17 protein-coding genes, 1 tRNA gene and 3 rRNA genes are annotated in these 24,276 nt (G+C 63.4%); 9 read left to right on the top strand and 12 right to left on the bottom strand.

Annotation, left to right across the window (positions count from 1 at the left end):
• Positions 1–31 precede the first annotated feature (31 nt).
• From AC1DKQ_RS11960 to AC1DKQ_RS11950, 3 genes are all read right to left on the bottom strand, one after another.
• Positions 32–1,084: a S66 family peptidase gene (locus AC1DKQ_RS11960; protein ID WP_476919086.1), complete on the bottom strand. Its 1,053-nt coding sequence runs from the start codon at positions 1,082–1,084 to the stop codon at positions 32–34.
• Between the two features lie 206 nt (positions 1,085–1,290).
• Positions 1,291–2,007 carry a hypothetical protein gene (locus tag AC1DKQ_RS11955; protein WP_476919085.1) on the bottom strand — a complete coding sequence of 239 codons (717 nt, stop codon included), beginning with the start codon at positions 2,005–2,007 and terminating at the stop codon, positions 1,291–1,293.
• Positions 2,004–2,390, bottom strand: a complete 387-nt coding sequence (locus AC1DKQ_RS11950; RefSeq protein WP_476919084.1) for a PadR family transcriptional regulator — start codon at positions 2,388–2,390, stop codon at positions 2,004–2,006. Before AC1DKQ_RS11950 ends, AC1DKQ_RS11955 begins: the two co-directional genes overlap by 4 nt.
• 668 nt (positions 2,391–3,058) lie before the next feature.
• Between AC1DKQ_RS11950 and AC1DKQ_RS11945 the strand changes: the two genes are divergently transcribed.
• A complete protein-coding gene (locus AC1DKQ_RS11945) occupies positions 3,059–3,526 on the top strand; it encodes a hypothetical protein (protein WP_476886055.1) in 468 nt (155 codons plus the stop codon).
• Positions 3,527–3,533: 7 nt separating this feature from the next.
• Here AC1DKQ_RS11945 and AC1DKQ_RS11940 read toward each other — a convergent pair whose 3' ends face one another.
• A complete protein-coding gene (locus AC1DKQ_RS11940; RefSeq protein ID WP_476886054.1) occupies positions 3,534–3,716 on the bottom strand; it encodes a PspC domain-containing protein in 183 nt (60 codons plus the stop codon).
• A gap of 107 nt (positions 3,717–3,823) precedes the next feature.
• Positions 3,824–4,129, bottom strand: a complete 306-nt coding sequence (locus AC1DKQ_RS11935; RefSeq protein WP_476919083.1) for a DUF1905 domain-containing protein — start codon at positions 4,127–4,129, stop codon at positions 3,824–3,826.
• 108 nt (positions 4,130–4,237) lie between these two features.
• Between AC1DKQ_RS11935 and AC1DKQ_RS11930 the strand changes: the two genes are divergently transcribed.
• The 5 genes from AC1DKQ_RS11930 to AC1DKQ_RS11910 all read left to right on the top strand — a co-directional run bounded on the left by AC1DKQ_RS11930 (position 4,238) and on the right by AC1DKQ_RS11910 (position 11,544).
• On the top strand, positions 4,238–5,488 hold the full coding sequence (locus AC1DKQ_RS11930) for a plasmid pRiA4b ORF-3 family protein (RefSeq protein WP_476919082.1): 1,251 nt from the start codon (positions 4,238–4,240) through the stop codon (positions 5,486–5,488).
• Between the two features lie 486 nt (positions 5,489–5,974).
• A 16S ribosomal RNA gene (locus AC1DKQ_RS11925) occupies positions 5,975–7,495 on the top strand.
• 106 nt (positions 7,496–7,601) lie between these two features.
• Positions 7,602–10,724 (top strand): 23S ribosomal RNA (locus AC1DKQ_RS11920).
• Between the two features lie 89 nt (positions 10,725–10,813).
• Positions 10,814–10,930, top strand: a 5S ribosomal RNA gene (gene rrf, locus AC1DKQ_RS11915).
• Together the 16S, 23S and 5S rRNA genes form the textbook arrangement of a ribosomal RNA operon.
• Before the next feature lie 113 nt (positions 10,931–11,043).
• Positions 11,044–11,544: an SRPBCC domain-containing protein gene (locus AC1DKQ_RS11910; RefSeq protein WP_476919081.1), complete on the top strand. Its 501-nt coding sequence runs from the start codon at positions 11,044–11,046 to the stop codon at positions 11,542–11,544.
• Positions 11,545–11,716: 172 nt separating this feature from the next.
• Here the strand turns inward: AC1DKQ_RS11910 and AC1DKQ_RS11905 are convergent, their stop codons facing one another.
• Together AC1DKQ_RS11905 and AC1DKQ_RS11900 are read right to left on the bottom strand one after the other, a co-directional pair.
• Positions 11,717–12,748 carry a LacI family DNA-binding transcriptional regulator gene (locus AC1DKQ_RS11905; protein ID WP_476919080.1) on the bottom strand — a complete coding sequence of 344 codons (1,032 nt, stop codon included), beginning with the start codon at positions 12,746–12,748 and terminating at the stop codon, positions 11,717–11,719.
• A 2-nt stretch (positions 12,749–12,750) separates the two neighbouring features.
• Positions 12,751–14,529 carry a glycoside hydrolase family 13 protein gene (locus tag AC1DKQ_RS11900; protein WP_476919079.1) on the bottom strand — a complete coding sequence of 593 codons (1,779 nt, stop codon included), beginning with the start codon at positions 14,527–14,529 and terminating at the stop codon, positions 12,751–12,753.
• A gap of 183 nt (positions 14,530–14,712) precedes the next feature.
• Between AC1DKQ_RS11900 and AC1DKQ_RS11895 the strand changes: the two genes are divergently transcribed.
• Entirely contained in the window at positions 14,713–16,083 is a 1,371-nt protein-coding gene (locus AC1DKQ_RS11895; protein WP_476885094.1) for an FAD-binding oxidoreductase, read from the top strand.
• A 61-nt stretch (positions 16,084–16,144) separates the two neighbouring features.
• On the opposite strand, the gene AC1DKQ_RS11890 is transcribed toward AC1DKQ_RS11895, so the two are convergent.
• The 4 genes from AC1DKQ_RS11890 to AC1DKQ_RS11875 form a co-directional block, all read right to left on the bottom strand.
• Complete coding sequence (locus tag AC1DKQ_RS11890) at positions 16,145–17,563, bottom strand: DUF4032 domain-containing protein (RefSeq protein WP_476885093.1); 1,419 nt, start codon at positions 17,561–17,563, stop codon at positions 16,145–16,147.
• Between the two features lie 121 nt (positions 17,564–17,684).
• Positions 17,685–18,767, bottom strand: coding sequence for an ABC transporter ATP-binding protein (locus tag AC1DKQ_RS11885; RefSeq protein ID WP_277528136.1), 1,083 nt, complete (start codon positions 18,765–18,767; stop codon positions 17,685–17,687).
• Positions 18,768–19,042: 275 nt separating this feature from the next.
• Entirely contained in the window at positions 19,043–19,852 is an 810-nt protein-coding gene (otsB, locus tag AC1DKQ_RS11880; protein ID WP_476885092.1) for a trehalose-phosphatase, read from the bottom strand.
• Positions 19,842–21,362: an alpha,alpha-trehalose-phosphate synthase (UDP-forming) gene (locus AC1DKQ_RS11875; protein WP_476885091.1), complete on the bottom strand. Its 1,521-nt coding sequence runs from the start codon at positions 21,360–21,362 to the stop codon at positions 19,842–19,844. The genes otsB and AC1DKQ_RS11875 overlap by 11 nt, the downstream gene beginning before the upstream one ends.
• 182 nt (positions 21,363–21,544) lie before the next feature.
• Between AC1DKQ_RS11875 and AC1DKQ_RS11870 the strand changes: the two genes are divergently transcribed.
• Positions 21,545–22,435, top strand: coding sequence for a DsbA family protein (locus AC1DKQ_RS11870; protein ID WP_476885090.1), 891 nt, complete (start codon positions 21,545–21,547; stop codon positions 22,433–22,435).
• A gap of 196 nt (positions 22,436–22,631) precedes the next feature.
• A tRNA-Thr gene (locus AC1DKQ_RS11865) sits at positions 22,632–22,708 on the top strand.
• 86 nt (positions 22,709–22,794) lie between these two features.
• Here AC1DKQ_RS11865 and AC1DKQ_RS11860 read toward each other — a convergent pair.
• Positions 22,795–24,174: a hypothetical protein gene (locus AC1DKQ_RS11860; protein WP_476885089.1), complete on the bottom strand. Its 1,380-nt coding sequence runs from the start codon at positions 24,172–24,174 to the stop codon at positions 22,795–22,797.
• Between the last annotated feature and the right edge of the window lie 102 nt (positions 24,175–24,276).

Here is a 24,276-nt window from a genome sequence, read left to right as displayed (position 1 = left end):
GCGTCCGAAAGGTGATCCTTTACCGGGCGCCTCAGCTGTAGTCAGCGGTAACTGTTTTGGTTATTCCGTCGAGCCGGATCGGTCCTCCGTGGGGAAGGATCCATTGGGGTCGGGTGTGGCCGAAGGGAACTCCGACGCAGGTGACCGCGTCCGGGTTGTACGCGCTGACCTGCCCGATTATCACTTCGCTCTGTTCTGCGCGCAGTCGAGCTCGTTCGTCCGCTGCCGGGACAGGTGCCCCTAACCGGCTGACTGGTGGACGGGCGACCAGTACGCCGGCGGCGGCTTCGAGGATTCCTCTCTCGCCCAGGGCCCGCACCCATCCCTTCACCTCGCCCGCGGCAGGCAGTTCCTCGCTAGTTTCGAATAGCAGGATCGCCCCTTCGAGGTCGCCCACAGCAGGCATCCGGTCAGCCATCGCGATCTGGTCAATCACCTCGAGGCAACCGCCCCACGATCGTCCTTCCACGACCGTCTTCGGACCGGACCAGGTCCACGGTTCCGTTGCCTCGCGGACACCGAATTGGGTCAGAGCGCGGGGGTCTGTCCAGGAGATGCCGTAGTCTTCTGACTCTTCAGGATCGGTAAGCTCGATGGTTCCGCCTTCGATTAGTGCGGCGCGAAGCGAGACGAGGTGCACGTTATCCACTCGTGGACCTGCTCCTAGGTGCACCTGCGTGGAACCGCCGTAGTAGCTGGGGATCCCGAGGCCCCACAGGAAGTTGTGCAGGTTCGTGTTGTCGCTGTAGCCGAGGAACGGCTTCGGGTTGTCGGCGATGACCTCGGCATCGATGTGCTTGATGACGGTGATTTGGTCGTTGCCACCGATGGTCGCAAGTACTGCCCGGATAGTGGGGTCGGCGAACGCGGCAGTGATGTCAGCAGCCCGGGCTTGGGGGCTTGCGCCCAGTTGCCTTGTGGTTGCGTACTCGACTGGTATCAGCCCGGTGGTTTCCGTCAGTCGCTTCATAGCCTGCTCGTGAACAGCCTCCGAGACGGCTGGTGCCGCAAATGCTGGAGAGAGAATCGCAACCCGATCACCAGCGCCGGCCTTCGCGGGGGCAGTCAGTTTCTGTGACGTCATCAAAACATTAGAGCAGTCAGTCATCCAATCTCATGGCTTCCACGCCGGTCCGCAAGACGTCCGCTACGCCCACGGGAAGGACATCCCCAACACTTCGGCTAACCGCCCGGATCACACCAGCGCCCCAAGCTGGCAAGAAAACGGGCGCCGTGGTGCCCGTTAACCGATCCCTCACCGCGACAGGATGTTGCAGGTATCCCGCTGATCTAGCGGAATGACAGCGCGAGGCCGAGCATGGCGATGGCGAGTATTGGGAACAGCCAGTTTGTTACCTGAACGATTGCCCTCGCGCTTCGTCCGGCGCTGCCTGTCGTCCCGGTGAGCGGATCGGTGATGTCGTTGTCGTCCTCAGAGTGGGATGACCGGATGGTGTTCATGATTGAAAGTGCCACCATGACGAGAGCGCTTCCTATGAGCCAGGGCAGCGGGTCGATCGCTAGCCATGCTTCGGCCCGGCTCTTGGGAGTCGCGAAGGCTGAGAGGAGGCCTGCCACGACGCAAACAGCAGTGATTCCGATAGCGACCCAGATGCGCCGCATGACGGCGTCGAGGTAGAGCGGCAGGAGGGCCAGGAGTACGAGTGGTGTTGTGAGGAGAGCTAGCTGCGCAGGTGAAACCAGCAGCGGTTCCGACCCTGCCCAGGGGACCACTGCCTGGTTGAAGAGCAGGAAGGCCAGGAGCCCGAGCAGTGACGGCCAGAGTGCTTTTCGCACCCAGTCGTGCTTCGGTTCGGATGGGAGTTCAAGCGCGGCAGCGTAGTCCCGGGCTGGCCCGAACGCTTCCTCGGCCGGTTGGCCGGTATCGCCGAGGAGCTCCTTGGCGCTTGCGATGGTGTCTCCGATGGCACTCCCGTGCACCTGGCGCACACGTAACTCCAAGACGAGCTGGTCGAACCATTTCTTATCGTTGGTTTGCTGCGTCATGCGGGGATCTCCTTCGTGAGCCGCTCGGGGTCGAGGTAATGAGTGCTGGTGACGGCGAAGCGGAGCCAGTCAGCGCTCAGGCGGGTGAGTTCGGCGCGGCCCTGAGCTGTCAGTGCGAAGTATTTGCGGCCGGGCCCGCCGTCGCCGGCGCGCCAGTCCGTGGTTACCAGGCCGGCCGTCTCGTATCGGGTGAGGAGCGGGTACAGGGTCCCTCCCTTTACATTGCCGAACCCGTGCCGTTCGAGTTCGCTGATGATTGCGTATCCATATGAGGGCCCGGCGGACAGTGCGCGGAGGGCAAGGAACCCAAGTGTGGCTCGGAGCCAATCACTTGGCCAGTCCGCGCTTACTGTGGGTTGCGGATCAGAGGCCGAATCAGTCATGGCTAGATTGTCTATCTAAGTAGTTAGCCTGTCAATTGTGCCTTCGAGTGGGCGTGGATGGGCAATGGCGACACGAGCACTTGCCCGTAAGCCGGTCGTCCACCGATCAACCCAAGGACTATTTACGGGGCGGCGACGCTTAACTTCCGCGGTCGGCTATTCCCACAACCATGTCTCGAAACCTGCTGACTGAATCGGTGTTTTCACCGTTAGTTACGAGACACATCGAAGCAGCCTGTCATCACGACTCTGGACCGTCTCGGGCGATTCACCAAGCACATGCTCGCCCACGCTGACTAACTTCCGCGGTCGACACGCGACCCCGCCGGGTCACCGACAATCAGATTCGAAGAGCTGTCCGCCTGGTCGAAGGCAGTAAACCCGTTGCGGAGTTTGCCTGCGATCTCCGTAAAGCCGCTGGCATCCCGGCGGCAAGCCTTCTAGTTCCAGTTGAGGCCAAACTGTCGAGTGAGCAGAGCCTTCTGTCTAGACACCCACAGCGGCGCGGGAGCATCCTAAACGTGTGCGCGTTTCGGGAGGAGAGCGGCAACGGGGCAGGGAGATCCCGCCCCGGCTGGGGAATCCGGGGGAACCGGTGGACCGCTGGCTGTCGGATCCCACTTTCCAGGCGTGCGGACACGATCGGCGAGGGAAGCTGGTACCAGATCATGGACGAAACATCGGATACGCGGCAGAGACTGTCCAACCGCATCGACCAGAAGCAACGAGACCTTCAGTCCTACCTCGGTAGGGAACGACCGCGGCGCACGCGCCTGGCGAGCATCAGTATTGTGGGCAGCGCGCTGGCCGCCTCCCTCACGGCCGGTCCCGCCGTCGGGGGCACGGGGTTCACCGAAGCGGTGGCGAACATCTTCAACTTGGCCGACGACTCGATTGTGTGGCGCGGGCTGTGTCTGCTGGCGGTGATCTGTTCCGTTGCCGCGGCTCTGGCCACGAATTTTGCCACGTCCCGTTCGGTGGCGGACCGTGTGAGCGCGGCCGAGACCGCCAGCGCCCAGCTTGAGGGGCTGCAGGTCTCCCTGAACTTCGGCCACATCGACATCGACGAGGCCGTCAAGCTGTATCAGCAATATGCCACCCAAGTGGCCTTCGTGGAGGCATCGCCAACGCGGTGACTTTCCGCTACCGGTCCTTGGGGATGATGATCCACAGCGCAATGTAGACGAGCTCACCGACGCCGAAGAAGCCGAAAAACACAAAGCCGAGGCGGACCACGGTCTTAGAGATACCGAAGCGCTTCGAGAGGGCGGCGCACACTCCGGCGATAATTTTGCGGTTCCTCGGCCTGACCAGAGATCGTTCCATCCAGTCAAGCTAGCAGTGCCGTAGCAGCGAGTGAATAGCGCGGCGGGGGTGGCCGTTCCTGGGCGGTCATCGAGGGTGGCCGCGCTTTCCGCGCACTGCCGCCGCGCTCAGCCCTGAAACTCCGGCTCGACTTCCACGTCAACCTCGTCTCCGGCATGGATGCCGGCCGCGGTCCTGATGGCCTTCTTGACGGGTAGAAGGTACGAGTTGCTCTTGCTGTCCGGGAAGAGCGACGTCGACCACCGCTGCCCGGCGATGCAGGCGCTTACCTTCACCGAGCCGAAGCCCTTGCGGAACGGGGCGGTTTCGTCCCTGAGTTGCTCCGCAAGATCGGGCGGCAACGTGATGAAGTGCCAGCCGGCTTGCTCGGGGTAGTGCCACAGCTCGGCACGGAACGCGTACGACGTCGTCACGCTCCGAGTATGCCACGCGGGGCGAGGCTGGCTGCCGCATGCCTCGGATATCCACAACGCCGACATCTGGGCCTTGAGCGGCGCTGGACTTCTGGCAAGATGGCCAGCATGCAGACCGTCCCGGCTTACGACCTCCGGATCAGCATCCAAGGCACTCAGCCCGAGATCTGGCGCCGTCTCCTTCTGCCGGAGACCGTCACCGTCACACAGTTCCATGAGGCAATCCAGTGTGCGTTCGGATGGGAGGACCGCCACCTATATGGCATCCGCTGCCATGACCGCAGCGGCGAGCCCCGCGTCATTGTTGGCCCTGACGAGGCGGCAGATGGCATCGACGCGGAGCCGGCCGCCGGCGTCGTCCTCGCTGAACTGATAGATCCCCACGGGACCGAACTGGCTGATTTCGAGTACACATACGACTTCGGCGACGACTGGACGCACAAGGTGGAACTAGTGGGATCCGCACTGGTCCCGGAGGGGACCATCACATGCGTGGAGGGCGCCAACCGCGGCCCAGTAGAGGACTCCGGCGGTCCCGACGGCTACCGACGTCTGGCGGAGGTCCTCTCAGATGAGAGGCACCCGGAGTTCTACAACGCCGCCACCTGGTTTTCGGAGGTCACCGGCGAACGGGCCACGGCATTCGACGTGACAGCTTTCGACCTCGACGCCGTCAACCGGAGCCTCGGGCGGCTCAGCCTCCAGCTGTGGCCGCGGCCACTCACACCGGCCGAGCGGGACGCCGTGCTGCGCCCCATCATGTGGTTCCTGAAAAACTCGGCGGGGGAGGGGCTGGACCTGACGAAGAGCGGCTTCCTGAAGCCAGCGATGGTCCGGGGGACGCTGGATGAGCTCGGCTGGCACGACGAAATCATGGGCAAGGGCAACCGTGAACTCAACGCCACACACGTGCTCAACCTCCGCCTGCACCTGCTGGACTGGAAGCTGCTGCGAAAGCGCAACGGCCGGATGGTGCTCGGCACCGTGGGCAAGATTGGCCTTGAGGACCCGGACGCGCTCTGGGACTACATGGTTAAGACGATTGGAACCCCGCACAACGACGCCTTGAAACTCATGACCAGGCTTGCCACACACTGGCTGGTTCAGGGACCTGCCCCCTCCTACATGCTGCGCGACCAGGTCATCCTCACTGCCCTCGAAGGCTCCGGCTTCGTCAATCGGTCCGGGGACCCGATCCCGGACTCCTGGGCGTGGGACATCGACCGCACGGTGCGGGAATCCTTGGACTGCCTCCAGCTCACGGTCCCCGGCCCGCGCTTCGCGCTCGCCGAGAAAGAGCTGACCGCCGGTGGCCTGAAGTTCCTTCTCCAGGTACAGGCGCTGCTGGGGGACAGATAGCCGCCGGTGCGGCTAGCTCAATGAGTTCAAGAGCGGGGATGGCGGCAGTCGAACGTCCCATGTTCGGCGTGGTTACGCGCAGGTCTACAGGCGTGTGACCCACTACATAAAAGTCCGACGACGGCCGGCCGGCCTGTGGGGGCTGTTGGGGCGGCCGGATTCCGCGAGGTTCCGGGGATTATGACGCCAGGAGGCGTCTCAGGGGGCGGATTTGTGCAGGGTCCTCCCGGCGTGTAAAGTAATTCGAGTCGCCGCCGCTGATGCGGAAAGAAAGCGACCGACCCCCTTCTAAACAGCCTGAAAATGGTTCGCAAATTTGCGTTCCAAATAACGGTGGGGACCTTCTTGAGAGAATGTAAATCGCAGAAATGCGAATTTGCAAACACCGCCATCCCGTGGTGTGGTCTGGTTTTTACAGCTGGTTTCAAATTTTGTGCATTGTGTGCATCCCGTTTTCCCGGGGGCGCATGGTGTGTCTGTTTTACTTCAACGGAGAGTTTGATCCTGGCTCAGGATGAACGCTGGCGGCGTGCTTAACACATGCAAGTCGAACGATGATCCCAGCTTGCTGGGGGATTAGTGGCGAACGGGTGAGTAACACGTGAGTAACCTGCCCTTAACTCTGGGATAAGCCTGGGAAACTGGGTCTAATACCGGATATGACTCCTCATCGCATGGTGGGGGGTGGAAAGCTTTATTGTGGTTTTGGATGGACTCGCGGCCTATCAGCTTGTTGGTGAGGTAATGGCTCACCAAGGCGACGACGGGTAGCCGGCCTGAGAGGGTGACCGGCCACACTGGGACTGAGACACGGCCCAGACTCCTACGGGAGGCAGCAGTGGGGAATATTGCACAATGGGCGAAAGCCTGATGCAGCGACGCCGCGTGAGGGATGACGGCCTTCGGGTTGTAAACCTCTTTCAGTAGGGAAGAAGCGAAAGTGACGGTACCTGCAGAAGAAGCGCCGGCTAACTACGTGCCAGCAGCCGCGGTAATACGTAGGGCGCAAGCGTTATCCGGAATTATTGGGCGTAAAGAGCTCGTAGGCGGTTTGTCGCGTCTGCCGTGAAAGTCCGGGGCTCAACTCCGGATCTGCGGTGGGTACGGGCAGACTAGAGTGATGTAGGGGAGACTGGAATTCCTGGTGTAGCGGTGAAATGCGCAGATATCAGGAGGAACACCGATGGCGAAGGCAGGTCTCTGGGCATTAACTGACGCTGAGGAGCGAAAGCATGGGGAGCGAACAGGATTAGATACCCTGGTAGTCCATGCCGTAAACGTTGGGCACTAGGTGTGGGGGACATTCCACGTTTTCCGCGCCGTAGCTAACGCATTAAGTGCCCCGCCTGGGGAGTACGGCCGCAAGGCTAAAACTCAAAGGAATTGACGGGGGCCCGCACAAGCGGCGGAGCATGCGGATTAATTCGATGCAACGCGAAGAACCTTACCAAGGCTTGACATGGGCCGGACCGGGCTGGAAACAGTCCTTCCCCTTTGGGGCCGGTTCACAGGTGGTGCATGGTTGTCGTCAGCTCGTGTCGTGAGATGTTGGGTTAAGTCCCGCAACGAGCGCAACCCTCGTTCCATGTTGCCAGCGCGTAATGGCGGGGACTCATGGGAGACTGCCGGGGTCAACTCGGAGGAAGGTGGGGACGACGTCAAATCATCATGCCCCTTATGTCTTGGGCTTCACGCATGCTACAATGGCCGGTACAAAGGGTTGCGATACTGTGAGGTGGAGCTAATCCCAAAAAGCCGGTCTCAGTTCGGATTGGGGTCTGCAACTCGACCCCATGAAGTCGGAGTCGCTAGTAATCGCAGATCAGCAACGCTGCGGTGAATACGTTCCCGGGCCTTGTACACACCGCCCGTCAAGTCACGAAAGTTGGTAACACCCGAAGCCGGTGGCCTAACCCCTTGTGGGAGGGAGCTGTCGAAGGTGTGTGTGGGGTGTGTGGTACGGGGTTGTTGTTTGAGAACTACATAGTGGACGCGAGCATCTTTTATAAGAAGCAATTTCCAAGAATATGAACCTGGATCTGTCGCTGTGCCCTTTTGGGGGTGTGGTGGTGGTTTTCATGGTTCTCTCGTGAATTACTCCTTGATCTTTTGTGGTCAAGTTTTTAAGAGCACACGGTGGATGCCTTGGCATTAGGAGCCGAAGAAGGACGTAGGAATCTGCGATAAGCCTGGGGGAGTCGATAACCGGACTGTGATCCCAGGGTGTCCGAATGGGGAAACCCCGCCAGGGGCGCGAGCTGCCTGGTGACCCGCATCTGAACACATAGGGTGCGTGGAGGGAACGCGGGGAAGTGAAACATCTCAGTACCCGCAGGAAGAGAAAACAATAGTGATTCCGTCAGTAGTGGCGAGCGAACGCGGATCAGGCTAAACCGTTCCATGTGTGATAGCCGGCGGGCGTTGCATGGTCGGGGTTGTGGGACTTCCCACTCCAGCTCTGCCGGGCTGGGAAGGTGAGAGTGCAGGCATAGGTGAACGGTCTTGAAAGGCCGGCCGTAGAGGGTGTGAGCCCCGTAACCGAAATGTTGTGCACCGCCTGGTGAAGTATCCCAAGTAGCACGGGGCCCGAGAAATCCCGTGCGAATCTGTCAGGACCACCTGATAAGCCTAAATACTCCCTAATGACCGATAGCGGACCAGTACCGTGAGGGAAAGGTGAAAAGTACCCCGGGAGGGGAGTGAAACAGTACCTGAAACCGTGTGCTTACAATCCGTCGGAGCAGCCTTGTAGCTGTGACGGCGTGCCTTTTGAAGAATGAGCCTGCGAGTTAGTGTTACGTCGCGAGGTTAACCCGTGTGGGGAAGCCGTAGCGAAAGCGAGTCTGAATAGGGCGTTGCAGTGGCGTGATCTAGACCCGAAGCGAAGTGATCTACCCATGGCCAGGTTGAAGCGACGGTAAGACGTCGTGGAGGACCGAACCCACTTCAGTTGAAAATGGAGGGGATGAGCTGTGGGTAGGGGTGAAAGGCCAATCAAACTTCGTGATAGCTGGTTCTCCCCGAAATGCATTTAGGTGCAGCGTTGCGTGTTTCTTACCGGAGGTAGAGCTACTGGATGGCTAATGGGCCCTACAAGGTTACTGACGTCAGCCAAACTCCGAATGCCGGTAAGTGAGAGCGCAGCAGTGAGACTGTGGGGGATAAGCTTCATAGTCGAGAGGGAAACAGCCCAGACCACCAACTAAGGCCCCTAAGCGTGTGCTAAGTGGGAAAGGATGTGGAGTTGCGAAGACAACCAGGAGGTTGGCTTAGAAGCAGCCATCCTTAAAAGAGTGCGTAATAGCTCACTGGTCAAGTGATTCCGCGCCGACAATGTAGCGGGGCTCAAGTACACCGCCGAAGTTGTGGATTTCAGATATTAGCTAAGCCGCCCCTTTGTGGGTTGGTTCAGGCGTCTGGAGTGGTAGGGGAGCGTCGTGTGGGCAGTGAAGTCGCGGTGGAAACCAGCGGTGGAGCCTACACGAGTGAGAATGCAGGCATGAGTAGCGAAAGACGGGTGAGAAACCCGTCCGCCGGATGATCAAGGGTTCCAGGGTCAAGCTAATCTGCCCTGGGTAAGTCGGGACCTAAGGCGAGGCCGACAGGCGTAGTCGATGGACAACGGGTTGATATTCCCGTACCGGCGAAAAACCGCCCATGCTGAACAGGGGACACTAACCGCCCGAAACCTGCCCTAGCACCCTTCGGGGTGTGTGGGTTTTGGTGGAGCGCGGGACCTGATCCTGGGAGGCAAGCGTATTAACAGGTGTGACGCAGGAAGGTAGCCGAGCCGGGCGATGGTTGTCCCGGTCTAAGGATGTAGGGCGAACGGTAGGCAAATCCGCCGTTCATGATGCCTGAGATCTGACGGGACCCCCGTATGGGGGGATTCGGTGATCCTATGCTGCCGAGAAAAGCATCGACGCGAGGTTTTAGCCGCCCGTACCCCAAACCGACACAGGTGATCAGGTAGAGAATACTAAGGCGATCGAGAGAATTATGGTTAAGGAACTCGGCAAAATGCCCCCGTAACTTCGGGAGAAGGGGGGCCCCAACCTTGAACACCACTTGCTGGTGGGAGGGGATCGGGGCCGCAGAGACCAGGGGGAAGCGACTGTTTACTAAAAACACAGGTCCGTGCGAAGTCGCAAGACGATGTATACGGACTGACTCCTGCCCGGTGCTGGAAGGTTAAGAGGACCGGTTAGCCGCAAGGCGAAGCTGAGAATTTAAGCCCCAGTAAACGGCGGTGGTAACTATAACCATCCTAAGGTAGCGAAATTCCTTGTCGGGTAAGTTCCGACCTGCACGAATGGAGTAACGACTTCCCCGCTGTCTCAACCATAAACTCGGCGAAATTGCAGTACGAGTAAAGATGCTCGTTACGCGCAGCAGGACGGAAAGACCCCGAGACCTTTACTATAGTTTGGTATTGGTGTTCGGAGTGGCTTGTGTAGGATAGGTGGGAGACGTTGAAGCCCGGACGCCAGTTCGGGTGGAGTCATCGTTGAAATACCACTCTGGTCACTTTGGACATCTAACTTCGGCCCGTAATCCGGGTCAGGGACAGTGCCTGATGGGTAGTTTAACTGGGGCGGTTGCCTCCTAAAAAGTAACGGAGGCGCCCAAAGGTTCCCTCAGCCTGGTTGGCAATCAGGTGTCGAGTGTAAGTGCACAAGGGAGCTTGACTGTGAGAGAGACATCTCGAGCAGGGACGAAAGTCGGGACTAGTGATCCGGCGGTACATTGTGGAATGGCCGTCGCTCAACGGATAAAAGGTACCTCGGGGATAACAGGCTGATCTTGCCCAAGAGTCCATATCGACGGCATGGTTTGGCACCTCGATGTCGGCTCGTCGCATCCTGGGGCTGGAGTAGGTCCCAAGGGTTGGGCTGTTCGCCCATTAAAGCGGTACGCGAGCTGGGTTTAGAACGTCGTGAGACAGTTCGGTCCCTATCCGCTGCGCGCGCAGGAAATTTGAGAAGGGCTGTCCTTAGTACGAGAGGACCGGGACGGACGAACCTCTGGTGTGTCAGTTGTACTGCCAAGTGCACCGCTGATTAGCTACGTTCGGATGGGATAACCGCTGAAAGCATCTAAGCGGGAAGCTCACTTACACCACACACCACCCCGCGAACCCGTTTCAAAAGGGGTTCGCACCAGGGGTGGTACAAAGAAACAAGACTGCTTGCGTCCACTATGTGGTTCCCAAACAACAAACCCGTTGCTTGAGAACCGACAACAAAATAACAACACCACAGATGTTGTAACACCAGTTTTCCCACCCCCACGCCCCCAGGGCCGCGGCGGGTGCGGACACAGGGTTACGGCGGTCATAGCGTGGGGGAAACGCCCGGTCCCATCCCGAACCCGGAAGCTAAGACCCACAGCGCCGATGGTACTGCACCCGGGAGGGTGTGGGAGAGTAGGTCACCGCCGGAACAYCATTAACGGTCGAGGACCCCCAACCACGTTGGGGGTCCTCCCGCATTTAACCGACACTTCACCAACCCCGGCGCCGGCCCGGCTGAGAGGCGCGGGTAGAATAAATGCCCATGGATAACCTCTTCAGCCACGCACCCGTTGAACTGCCTGATGGTCCCGAACCGGAGGCAACCGACGGCCTGGAGCCGGTTATATACACGGTGGTGGTGCCCGGCGCCGTCGCCCGGGCTTTTGTGGGATTCACCGAACATACGCACCTCTGGTGGCCGCTTGAGGACCACAGCGTCTATGGCATCGGCTCCTACGTGGAGTTCGAAGAGAACCTGATCATGGAAACCGCTGATGATGGCCGGACGGCCGTGTGGGGATCCATTGACGACTGGCAGCCTCCACTGTCCTTCCATGCCAGCTGGCACCCCGGGACCACTGCCATGTGGTCCACCGAGCTCCGGGTGGCATTCAGGGCGGTCGCCGAGGGAACAGAGCTCCGTTTGGTCCACAGCGGCTGGGAAGGCGCAGAGGACCCTGCGGCAACCCGGGCCGACTACGCGGCCGGCTGGCCCGGCGTCCTGGACCGTTTCGTGAGGTTCATGGGCGGTGGCGGGGACTGAGTTTGCTTGGTCTGTGCGCCGCATCCAAGCGCTGCTTCCCAGTTGCTGGGAGGACCGGGGCTCGGAACTCGTAGGGCCTCCCCGGCTTGCCGGGCCGTTCTGGGCAGAAGGCCAGGCAATGGGGCGAGGAACTGGGCAGGAACGCCGCTGGCCGGGCCGCAGCCAAGCTTTCCTAGCGCAGGGGGCCCTGTTCAAGGGGCGGAACAGCCGTGCTGGACCGGATGACAAAGCGTGTGGGGTATTCGGCGTGGGCGGCCGCTGTGTCTGCGGCGCCGTCCAGCCTGGCCAACAAGCGCCGCACGGCCAGCGCGCCCTGGCCGCGTGCATCCTGATCGAACGTGGTCAGCCCGAAGACCTCACCAAGCTCGTGGCCGTCGATGCCGATGACGGAGAGGTCCTGTGGCACCCGCAGGCCGAAGTCCCGGGCAGCGAGGATCGTGCCAATCGCCATCTCATCGGAGGCGGCAAAGACGGCCGTGGGGCGCTCCGGTGAGCTGCCCAGCAGCTGCCGGGCGTTGGCATAGGCGCCTTGGATTGTGAAGTCAGCGGAGACCTGCCATTCCGGCCGGACCGACAGCCCGGCGTCGCGCATGGCTGTCTTGAAGCCCGCCTGGCGCGTCCCGGGGAGCCGGAAATCCTGTTCGTAGGCTGCATCGCCGGTCATATGGGCGATCTTGCTGTGGCCAAGCTGGATGAGGTGGCGTGCTGCGGCCTCCGCGATGCCGGCGTCATCGATGCGAATGGTCGACGCCCCAGGCAGCGGGCCGCCGATCCCCACGATCGGACGGTGGATGGCCAGCAGCTTGTCGATCTCGGCCTCGGAGAGCTCCAGGGACACGGCGATCACGGCATCCACGCGTTTGCGCAGCAGGAAGTCGTTCAGCACGCAGTGGCGGCGCTCCCGGCCTTCGCTGACGTTGTACAGAGTGAGGTCGAAGCCGGCATCAAGCAGGGTTGCCGAGACTCCTTCGACCACCGAGGAAAAGAACCACCGGTGGACAGAAGGGACAACAAGGCCAACATTGTGGTTCCGACCGGAGGCCAGGCTGGAGGCCTGGTACGACACGACGAAACCGAGTTCGGCGGCGGCGGTCCGGGCACGCTCCCTGCTTCGCGGGGACACATTGCCTTTGCCGCTCAAGGCGCGCGAAACGGTAGCGATGGAGAGGCCGGCCCGTTCCGCGACGTCCTTGATGCCGGGCATCCCTAGCCCTCCGTGTCCTCGATGTCGATCTCCAGCCAAACAGTTTCACCTGAGCTTAACGGATGGCCGGCGCTGGCCATGTCCCCTGCGTCGTAGCCGGCGTGAGGAGGCGTCGAACTGCGCAGCAGCACGCGACCCGCGGGCAGTTCCAGGGGCTCGTACCCCACATTCAGGAGCACCAGCGTGGAGCCGTTGAGGAAGGCAAGGCTGGTGTCCGTGCAGAGGTCCTCGTACCAGGACAGTGAGCCGCGGCCAAGGTCCAGCCGGCGGCGCAGCTCCAGCATGCGCTTGTAGAGGCTCAGATGCGACGACGCCGAGGCGGCCTGCACGTCCCGCGCCAGCCGCGCGAAGCTCTCCGGCTGCGGCAGCCAGGGGTCCTGCCCGTGGCCGAATCCTGCATTGGGTTCCCCGGCCCGCCAGGGCAGCGGCACGCGGCAGCCGTCGCGGCCCAGCCGCGCGCCGCCGGTGCGGGCGAACGTGGGGTCCTGGCGCTGGGTGTCCGGGATGTCGATCCCATCCGGGAGGCCGAGCTCTTCACCCTGGTAAAGGTAAGCTCCGCCGGGCAGACCCAGCATGAACAAGGATGCCGCTGCCGCCCGGGACCGGCCGAGGTCCTCCTCCGGCTGTGGATCCCAGGTGCCGATTCCGTCGCCGTCGCGCGGCGCCTGCCCGTTGTAGCCGAAGCGGGTGGGATGGCGGACGACGTCGTGGTTGGAGAGCACCCAGGTGCTGGGAGCGGCGACGGCGTCCAGCGACGTGAGTGACTCGGTGATGACGTGGCGCATGCGGCGCACGTCCAGGCCCGCATGGAGGTACGGGAAGTTGAAGGCCTGATGCATTTCGTCCGGGCGGACCCAGTCGGCAAGCCGCGGGAGCGGGTCAACGTTAGCCTCGGCGCAGAGGATCCGGTCAGGGCCGTACTCGGCGAGAATCCGCCGCCACTGGCGGTAGATGTCATGGAGGGCAGGCTGGCCAAACATCGGAGCGTCGCGTCCGGGGAACCCGTCGGAGCTGCTGCCGTCGGCGCGGCCGCCCCACTCCGGCAGGCCGGGGGCCTTCACGAGGGCATGCGCCACGTCCACCCGGAAACCGGCGACGCCGCGGTCCAGCCAGAAGCGCAGGACCCGCTCGAATTCGTCGTGGACGGAGGGGTTGTCCCAGTTGAAGTCCGGCTGGGAGGAGTCGAAGAGGTGCAGGTACCACTGGCCCGGGGCGCCGTCCGGTTCGGTGATCCGGGTCCAGGCTGAACCGCCAAAGTGGGACTGCCAGTTGTTCGGGGGTTCCTCGCCGAATGCTCCGCGGCCGTCGCGGAAGATGAACATGTCCCGTTCCGGGCTGCCGGCGGGCGCGGTCAGGGCGGCCTGGAAGGCCGGGTGCTGGTCCGAGCAGTGGTTGGGCACGAGGTCAACGATCATCCGCATCCCCAGCCGGGTGGCCTCAGCCATCATGGCGTCGAAATCGTCCAGCGTGCCGAACAAGGGATCGACGTCGCAGTAGTCACTGACGTCATAGCCCGCGTCCCGCTGCGGCGAGCGGTAGAACGGGGACAGCCAGACGGCGTCGATGTCCAGTTCCGCAAGGCGGGGAAGCTCGGCGGTAATGCCGGCGAGATCGCCGATGCCGTCGCCGTTCAGGTCCCGGAACGAGCGCGGGTAGACCTGGTAGATGACTGCAGAGCGCCACCATCCGGGAACGTGGTCTGCGGCGTGCACCGGGGTCAGCGGGCCCGAAAGGGGGCCGGCCAGCGCTGCGGGGGAGAAAAGAACTGAATCAACGGACATGACGGCAATCGTAAGGGCCTGCGACCAAAAAGTGAAAACGCTTCCAGTCATCTTTCTGCAGGTTCTTTTGACCAGTGTCTGGGCTTCCCGCCGCAGGCTTGGAAGCGCTTGCAACTGTGAGCCACATCACCGACAATGCACAGCCTTAGACTGGGATCCGGATTCGAACGAACTGGAGACCGCATGCGCAGCATCATCGATGAGCTGACCTCTTCCCTAGGCGCGGCGAAAATTGCCGCGGACGCCGCCACACTGGCCGCCTATGCCGTGGACCAGGCTCCCGTGCTGGACTATCAGCTCCCGCTGGCCGTGGTCCGGGCAGAATCGGTGGCCGACGTACAGGCAACGGTGCGTGCCTGTGCCGCCCGCGGCGTCGCGCTCGTGGCGCGCGGGGCCGGCACCGGCGTGTCCGGCGGCGCCCACGCGAGCGAGGGCTGTGTGGTGCTTACGCTCGAGGGGATGAACCGCATCCTGGACCTCAATCCGGATGACGAGACCGCCGTCGTGGAGCCCGGCGTCATCAACGCTGACCTCAACGCGGCCGCCGCCGTGCACGGGCTGATGTTCGCCCCGGACCCCGCGAGCTTCAAGATGTCCACCATCGGCGGCAACGTGGCCACTAATGCGGGCGGGCTGCGCTGCGCGAAGTACGGGGTGACCCGGGACTCGGTCCTGGCCCTCGACGTCGTGCTCGCGGACGGTTCCCTCATCCACACCGGCCACCAGACCTTCAAGGGCGTTGCCGGCTATGATCTCACCGGGCTGTTCGTCGGCTCGGAGGGGACCCTGGGGATCGTGGTCGGTGTCACCGTGCGGCTGAAGTACCTGCCGCGCGAGGTGCACACCATCGCCGCCTTCTACCCGGACTTCCGCAGCGCCGCGGCTGGCGTCCTCGCCGTGGGCAGGGCCCGCGTGCAGCCGGCCATCATGGAACTGCTCGACGGCGGCTCGCTGGCCCAGCTCGATGACATCCACGGCTCCGACCTGGCCGCGCGCGGTGCGTCCCTGCTGCTGATCCAGACCGACGGCTTCGGCGCGGCGGCGGAAGCCGCTGCCATCCGCCCGGTCTTGGCTGCGGGGGGAGCCGTGGTGACCATGGAGGCCAACGCGGAGGCGGAGCAGCTTGTCGAGCTGCGCCGCAACAGCCGCGGCACCGAGGTGGACGACGAATACCGGGTGGGCGAGGACGTGGCTGTACCACGCTCCCGCCTGGTGGACTACGTGGCCGAGCTCGAGGCCATGGCGTCTGAGCACCAGGTCCAACTCAAAGTCGTGGCCCATGCCGGCGACGGCAACCTGCACCCCACCTTCTGGATCGACCGGACGGACAATACCGTGGACCCCGATGCCATGGCCCGCCTCGGCGCGGCCCTGGACAGGTCCATTGCCGTGGCGCTGGCCATGGGCGGCACCATCACGGGCGAGCACGGGATCGGCCAGTACAAGCTGCGCTGGCTGGGCCTGGAGCAGAAGGAACCCGTGCGCGAACTGCAGCGCCGGATCAAGGAGCTGTTCGACCCTGCAGGGATCCTGAATCCCGGCAAGGCGATTTAGCTGAAGCGATTTGGCTGAAGCGATTTAGCCCAGGCGTGCCACAATGCGTCCGGCGCGTAGCTCAGTCGTCGGAGTCGGGGTATTCGTCGATGGATTCGTCGCCGCCGTAGCGTGATTCCTCGGTCTCCACCTCGAGGATCTTGAGCAACCCCGTGTCCGGGTTGAGCATGATGGCGGCCTCGTCCCGGCGGTGGCGCAGTTCGTTGTCAATGTAGGACTGGACGGCCTCGGCCAGGGGGATGTGCCGGTTCTCCTTCTCGGACATGTACCAGCGGTGCTCCAAGACCTCATGCACCGCCTCGGCCGGTTCGAGCTTGCCGGAGAGATCGCGGGGGATGGCTCGCACAATCGGTTCGAAGATCTGGCTGACCCAGAGGTGGGCGCTGTATTCCTCGTCCATGCCCGGATTGTTGTCCGCCCGGAACGAGTCCATGTCGTTCAAAAGCCGTCGGGCCTGGTTTTCCTGGGCGTCCAGGCCGGTCAGGCGCAGCAGCCGGCGCTGGTGGTGCCCGGCGTCGACCACCTTGGGCTGTAGCTGGATGGTGGAGCCGTTCTGCGTGGTCTTGATCGCGTATTCCCCGACGTCGAACCCCAGCTCGTTGAGCCGCCGGATGCGGGCGGCCACGCGCCAGCGTTCACCGATCTCAAACGACTCTTTCGCCGTTAGCTCGGTCCACAATCGCCGGTAGCTGTCCATGATGAGCTCGCTGGTGGCCACTGGGTCCACCTTCTCCTCGATCAGGCCGCCGTCGAGCAGGTCCATGAGTTCCCCGGCGATGTTGACGCGGGCGATTTCGAGGTCGTACTCGCGCTGGCCGGTGGACAAATCCGGGTAGAGCTCGCCGGTCTCGGCGTCTACGAGGTAGGCGGCGAACGCGCCGGCGTCGCGGCGGAACAGGGTGTTGGAGAGCGAGACGTCGCCCCAGTAGAAACCGATCAGGTGCAGCCGGACCAGCAGCAGCGCCTGGGCGTCGATGAGCCGGGTCAGGGTGTCCTTGCGCAGCATCTGGGAGAAGAGCGCGCGGTAGGGCATGGAGAACTTCAGGTGCCGGGTGACCAGCACCGGGTTCAGCGGCCGGCCCTCCGGGGTGGTGCGTCCGGTAATGACGGCCACGGGCTCCACGCCGGGAACGTCCAGCCGGGCGAGCTTGCGGAGCATGTGGTACTCGTGGCGGGCCACGTGCTCCGAGGTTTCCTTGATGGCGATGACGGAGCCGCCGAGGTGGGCGAAGCGCACGATGTGCCGCGAGATGCCGCGGGGGAGCGCTGCCAGATACTCTGCCGGCCAGTCCTCGAGGGCGATGTGCCAGGGCAGGTCCAGAAGCTCAGGCTCGGTGGCGGCGGCCGTGATGCTCAGCGAACTGGACGCTATCGCGGCCTTTTCGTCATTCGCACTGGCGGCCTCGTACCGAGGCAATTTTCCGATCTGACCATAGTCAGTGGGCTCGTCGTGCCACTGGGCGCTGTATTCCTCGGTCATGGGGTTTCCTCGGTCATGAATCAATTCTTCCGTATTTTGCAGATCCCGCCTAAAGCGGAGCAGTTAACGCCCGACGGCGGCCCTCCCCAGGGGAGGACCGCCGTCAGTTGCACCGTTGTGGTCAGTCGCCGAGGCGCAGGCCGGTCTTGGTGTCGAACAGGTGTACGTGGCCCGACTGCGGGCGGACCCAGATGGACTCACCCTTCATCGGGGGGCGGCGGCCGTCGACGCGGGCCACGATGTCGTGGCTCTGGCCGTCCAGCGTGGTGTGGCCATAGACGTAGGCGTCGGCGCCGAGTTCTTCGACGACGTCGACCTCAACCTGGAGGCCATCGCCCTCGGCAACCGTCTCAAGGTCTTCCGGGCGGGAACCGAGGGTCACGGTCTGGCCGTGGGCCTCTTCGAGGACGTCGCGCGGTACCGGGTAGACGGTCCCGCCGAATTGCACGCCGCCGTCGACGACGGGGAGCTCGAGCAGGTTCATGGCGGGGGAGCCGATGAAGCCAGCCACGAAGACGTTCTTCGGCTTGTCGTAGAGGTTGCGCGGGGTGTCGACCTGCATCAGCAGGCCGTCCTTCAGCACGGCGACGCGGTCACCCATGGTCATGGCCTCAACCTGGTCGTGGGTCACGTAGACCGTGGTGACACCGAGGCGGCGGGTCAGGGACGCGATCTGGGTGCGGGTCTGCACGCGCAGCTTGGCATCAAGGTTGGACAGCGGCTCATCCATGAGGAACACCTGCGGGTTACGCACAATGGCGCGGCCCATGGCAACGCGCTGGCGCTGGCCGCCGGAGAGGGCCTTCGGCTTGCGGTCCAGGTACGGTTCGAGGTCGAGCAGCTTGGCGGCCTCACGGACGCGCTCGGCGCGCTCTTCCTTGCTGACGCCGGCGATCTTCAGCGCGAAGCCCATGTTGTCCGCCACAGTCATGTGCGGGTACAAGGCGTAGTTCTGGAACACCATGGCGATGTCGCGATCCTTCGGCGGAACGTCCGTGACGTCACGGTCGCCGATGAGGATGCGGCCGGAGTTGACGTCCTCAAGACCTGCAAGCATGCGCAGGGAGGTCGACTTTCCGCAACCGGAGGGTCCAACGAGGACCAGGAATTCGCCGTCGGCGATATCAATGTTGAGCTTGTCAACGGCGGGCTTGTCGGTGCCCGGGTATAGGCGTGTTGCGTTGTCAAAAGTAACTGTAGCCACAGTTATCAATCCCTTCACCGGCAGGTACGTGCCGGACGATCCGTAGTGAATGGTCATCTTATTCAGTTGTTAATTCAATTTTGGGTCCTCATGCGCATACTCCTCGGCCGAAGCCGAGGAGTATCCAATGACGCCGCACGGTAGTTGTGCGCCACATCACATACAGAGTATGTCAGATTTATGGCATTTGGGCCAAAATGTTACGGATGTCACAGGTGATGGTGCCCACTTGGCGGCGTGGCGCCTGTGTTTCCGGCGTTTCCCGTGCCGGTCTGTTAGTGCGTGACGGCCCGTGTCCGCTCCCTCAGGAGGGCTTCGAGCAGTTCGCAGATGTGTTCCGGTGCCTCGACCCGGAACTCGGCCTGGGTGAAATCGAGCCCCACTTTTACGCCGAGATCGCCCGGGACGAGGCTGCCGAGGGCGTCCTCGTCGGTGGTGTCGTCGCCGGCGAAGACCACGGCTGTGGCTCCGGTGGCCTGCCGCAGGAAGGCAATGCCCTCTCCCTTGGAGGCGTTGACCACGGAGGTCTCCAGGACCCGGTGTCCGGTTTTCAAGAACACGCCACTGCGGTCCTGCAGGACTGCCCGTGCCGCGGCGACGGCGTCCTCGGCGACGTCGGCGGACGCGAGACGGGTGTGCAGGACGACGCCGGCCGGCTTGTCCTCCAGGAGGGTTCCGGGTGCCTGCTCCGCGATCTCCGCCAGCTCCCTGCGGACGTCGGCCAAGAGTTCCCGCTGCGCGTCGTCGAGCATCAGCTGCGAGGATCCGGGTCCCATCCAGACCTCGGCGCCGTGGCTGCCGATCAGCAGCGTGTTCTCCGGCGGGAAGGCGACGGCACGCAGGCTGTCCAGCGCGCGGCCGGAGATGAGGGCCGTCGTCGTCCGGGGAAGTTCCGCCAGTGCCGCGAAGGCGGCCGCCGAGCGCGGGAGCGCGCGGGAGTCGCCTGCGTGATCCACGAGCGGCGCCATGGTGCCGTCAAAGTCCATCGCCACCAGCAGGTGCTCGGTGCTGGCGATGCGCCGCACCGCGGCCAGCAGTTCAGGGGAGAGCGAGAGCGGGGCCGTGCCCGGGTTGTCAGGACTCATCGCGTACAACCTTTTCGGCGAGGGCGTTCAGGAAGTCGGAGGACCAGAGGTCGACGTCGTGGTCCAGGATCTGCTTGCGCATGGCCCGCATGCGGCGGGCCGCCTCGGCCGGCGGCATATTGACCGCCCGCATAATGGTGTCCTTGAGGCCGTCGATGTCATGCGGGTTCATCAGCAGCGCCTGCTTGAGCTGGTCGGCAGCGCCGGCAAACTCACTCAGCACCAACGCACCGTCGTTATTCGTCCGGGCAGTGACGTATTCCTTGGCCACGAGGTTCATGCCGTCGCGCAAGGCGGTGACCAGCATGACGTCCGCGGCCAGGTACAGCGACACCATCTCCTCGATGGGGTAACTGTGGTGCAGGTAGCGGACGGCCGTGTTCTGCATGGTGTCGAAGGTGCCGTTGATGTGGCCCACCGTGCCCTCGACCTCCTCGCGGAGCAGGCGGTACTGTTCCACGCGTTCCCGGCTGGGGCTGGCCACCTGGATCAGGGTGGCGTCCTCCACGGTGACCTTGCCGTCCTGCAGCAGCTCCTCGTACGCCTTGAGCCGGTGCCGGATGCCCTTGGTGTAGTCGAGCCGGTCGACACCGAGCAAGATGGTCTTGGGGTTGCCGAGGTCCCGGCGGATCTGCTGCGCGCGTTCAATGACTTCCGGACTCTTCGCCAGCTCGCTGATCTGCTTGACGTCAATGGAGATAGGGAATGCCTGGGCCCTGGCAATGTGGGTGGTCTCGCCGTCGGCGCCCCTGACGTGCACTTGCTGCTGCTTGACGCTGGCGCCCAGGAAGCGCCGGGCGGAGCGCATGAAGTTTCCGGCGTCGCTGCTGCGCTGGAAGCCCACCAGGTCCGCGCCCAGCAGGCCGTCGATGATCGCGCGTCGCCACGGGAGCTGGGCGAAGATCTCCGGCGGAGGGAACGGGATGTGGTTGAAGAAACCGATCTTCAGGTCCGGCCGCGCCTCCCGGAGCAGTTTCGGCACCAGCTGGAGCTGGTAGTCCTGCACCCAGACCGTGGCGCCCTCGGCCGCATGGCGGATGACGGCATCGGCGAACCTTCGGTTGACCTTCCGGTAGGAGTCCCACCAGGTGCGGTGGAACTCCGGCGGGGCGATGACGTCGTGATAGAGCGGCCACAGGGTGGCGTTGGAGAAGCCCTCGTAGAAGAGCTCGATGTCGTCCGTGCTCAGCTGGACCGGGATCAGGTCGATGCCGCCGTGGCTGAAAGGCTTGACGGTCTCATCGGGGGCGCCGTGCCAGCCCACCCAGGCGCCGTCAGTTTTGGTCATCATCGGGGCCAGAGCTGTGACGAGGCCGCCGGGGGAGCGGCGCCAGCCGTCCTCGCAGCCGGTTTCGTCGGCTGAACAGCGGTCGACTGGCAGCCGGTTGGACACCACCATGAAGTCGAACTGATCCCCTGCCTCGGCACGTGTGGGCGCGCCGTCGCTGGCTGCTGCCGCTGCTTCAGTGGTGTCTTGACTGCCGTGTCCGGCGCTGTCGGTTGCTTCCATTGGTGCCCCCTGGGGTCCGCTCGTGGCTCTCCGTCAACCCTAGCCGCACGGAATCTTCCGGGCTATTCGTCCGTTGGGCAGGCGGAAGGGAAACTTGAAAGCGCAAGTTCTCGGGTTTCTCCCCTAAAATGATGAAGTTGCCACTGAGTGGACCGTCCCTGGCCGAACGACCCGAGGAACCAATGAGCCCCGCAAACGAACCCCGACAGTCAAAGGCAGAGCGCACTGCCGCGGCGCGCGAGAAAGCCCGTGAGATCCGCGAGGCGCAGCTGAAGAAAGAGAAGCGCAACAAGCTGCTGATCGGCTGGGGCATTGTTGCCGCCGTCGTCGCCATCATCGTGATCGTTGCGCTCGTTGTCACTTCCAACATCAAGAACAACGCCCCGGTGGCCGACGAGGGACCCACTCCGGCCAACGGCAACATCCACGGCGGCGTCACCTTGCTGGCGAACACTGCGGTTGCCAAGACCGATCCCGCGACCGTGAAGCTGTCCGACCTGCCGGCCGCACCGGCCACGCCGCCGGCTACGGTCACGGCACCCGGCGCGGAGGCCGAGGCCGGCAAGCCGGTCAAGGTGGTCCTCTATATCGACTTCATCTGCCCCGTCTGCAAGGACTTCGAGGCGAAGTACAACGAGACCCTCACCAAGCTGCGCAATGACGGCAAGATTACGGTGGAATACCGCCCGCTCGGCTTCCTGGACAGCCGGTCCACCACCAACTACTCCTCGCGCGCGGCCAACGCCGCAGCCTGTGTGGTGAATGAATCCCCGGAGAAGTACTCGGACTTTGTCGACCTGCTGTTCGCGAAGCAGCCGGCCGAAGGCAGCGCCGGCCTGTCCGACAACGAGCTGAAGAAGCTGGCTACCGACGTCGGGGCCAAGAGCATCGAGACGTGCGTGGATGGCAAGACGTACCGCCCGTGGGTAAAGCACACCACCCAGGAGGCCGCGGTGATCGGCGTGACCGGCACGCCCACCGTGTTCGTCGATGGCAAGCAGTGGGGCACGGGCGACAGCGCCAAGACCCCCTTCGACCAGTACCTGCAGGCCGCGGTCGACGCCAAGAAGTAACGGTTCACGGCACTGCCGTTGAAGGCCCGCAGTTGAAGGCCCGGCCCCGGATCGCTCGGGGGCCGGGCCTTCTCGTTTGCCTCGCTTCGCGGCGGGGGCGTTGCGCGTTTTTCTCAGCGGGCGTGGGTGGGCTAACCTTGTCTAGCGTCCTGGTATCTGCCCCATTTGGGTCTGGTGCCGTCAGGTGCGCAGGAATGCCTCCTTAGCTCAGTTGGCCAGAGCACCGCTCTTGTAAAGCGGGGGTCGTCGGTTCGAATCCGACAGGGGGCCCCACGAACCCCTCCTTTCCGGTGATTTTGCCGGAACGGAGGGGTTTTCTCATGCCCGAAAACGGGGCACGGCTGGCCGGAGCCGGGAACTCAGATGCAGGACTTGTTGTAGTCGAAGCCGCCCGAGATGTACTGGGCCATGGTGACTTTCCCGCCGCCTGTCAGTGGCGCTGCTGAACACATGCTGCTGGCGTTTTGGAGGGAACTCCCGCCGGCGAGCCAGCTTCGCTGGGCATACAGGCTGCTTGTCGAGGGCACGGCGCCGACGACCTGTGCCCATTGGTATCCGGTCGAGTAGAGCCCTGTCTTGGCGCCGATGCTGGCAAAGTAGGCGGCCATGCCCTCCAGATCGGCTCTGTTGGCGGCCTTGTCCTTTGACCAGGTGTTGTCAGTTTCGACGTCCAGCCACCAGGTGTAGGAGGCCGGGTTCTTGACCCCGCGGATGGTGGCGTCGTCGTAGGCCTTTGCGTACCCGTACATATAGGAGCACGCCGAGCCGACCGAGCCCTTGGTGCACTGGCCATAGGGGTTGGTCACGGTCTTCCCGGCATAGGTGTTGCTGGTGGGCCACCAGGAGCCGGCGGTCCCGGGGTTTCCGGTGTTTACGTACAGGGCCACGAGGGGCTGGCCGGTCCCGCCGGTGGACGTGGCCGCCCAGGACAGCTGCGTGGCCAGGCACGAGTTGGTGTTGTTCGCCAGACCGTTGTTCACACCGATGATCGCGAAGCTCTGGCCCTTGGGCAGAGGTTTGCCGCACTGCGGCCAGGACACGTCGACGCCGGGTCCCGCGGGCGTGACTGCGGCTGTGCCGGCCGAAGTCTTGGCGGCGGTGGTGTAACCGGCCTTCGTTCCGGTGACAGTGACGGTGATGGCCTTGCCGGCCTGCGCTGCGGCCAGTTTGTAGGTGGCGGCGGTCGCGCTGGTGATGACGACCCCATTGGCCTTCCACTGATACTTCAGGGTGACGGGTGCCGGACCCCATGTGCCTGGGACCGCGGTGAGGGTGTAGCCGGCTTTTGTCGTGCCGGTAATCGTCGGCACCGGGGCAGGATCGAGCGTGCCAGCGGCGATCGCTGCGGTGGGGGTCGAGGTCTTCGAGGCGGTGGTGTAGCCGGCCTTCGTTCCGGTGACGGTGACGGTGATGGCCTTGCCGGCCTGCGCTGCGGCCAGTTTGTAGGTAGCGGCCGTCGCGCCAACGATGACGGCGCCGCTCGCCTTCCACTGATACTTCAGGGTGACGGGTGCCGGACCCCATGTGCCCGGGACCGCGGTCAGGGTGTAGCCGGCTTTTGTTTTGCCCGTGACCGTCGGCACCGGGGTCGTCTTCAACGGCGCGGCGGACGCTGCAAGCACCGCCGTCGTCGTAGCCGACGCAGCGGATGCGGGGGCAAGCGGTGCCAGGGAAAGCATCATGCCCACAACCAGGAACAACGGAATTGGAAGAGTCCGGACGCGGTCGAATAACAGCATAAAAATTTCCCCCAAGTTGCCGCGCCCGGAACAGGCTGCGCTAGAGCCCGCAGAATTGCAGACAGCGTGAAGCAGACAGCGTGAATCTAGCACGGGGAGGTG

The organism is Arthrobacter sp. 05L421, from assembly GCF_056397785.1.
Note: the sequence above shows the minus strand (reverse complement) of the source record. Positions and strands in the feature narration are given on the sequence as shown.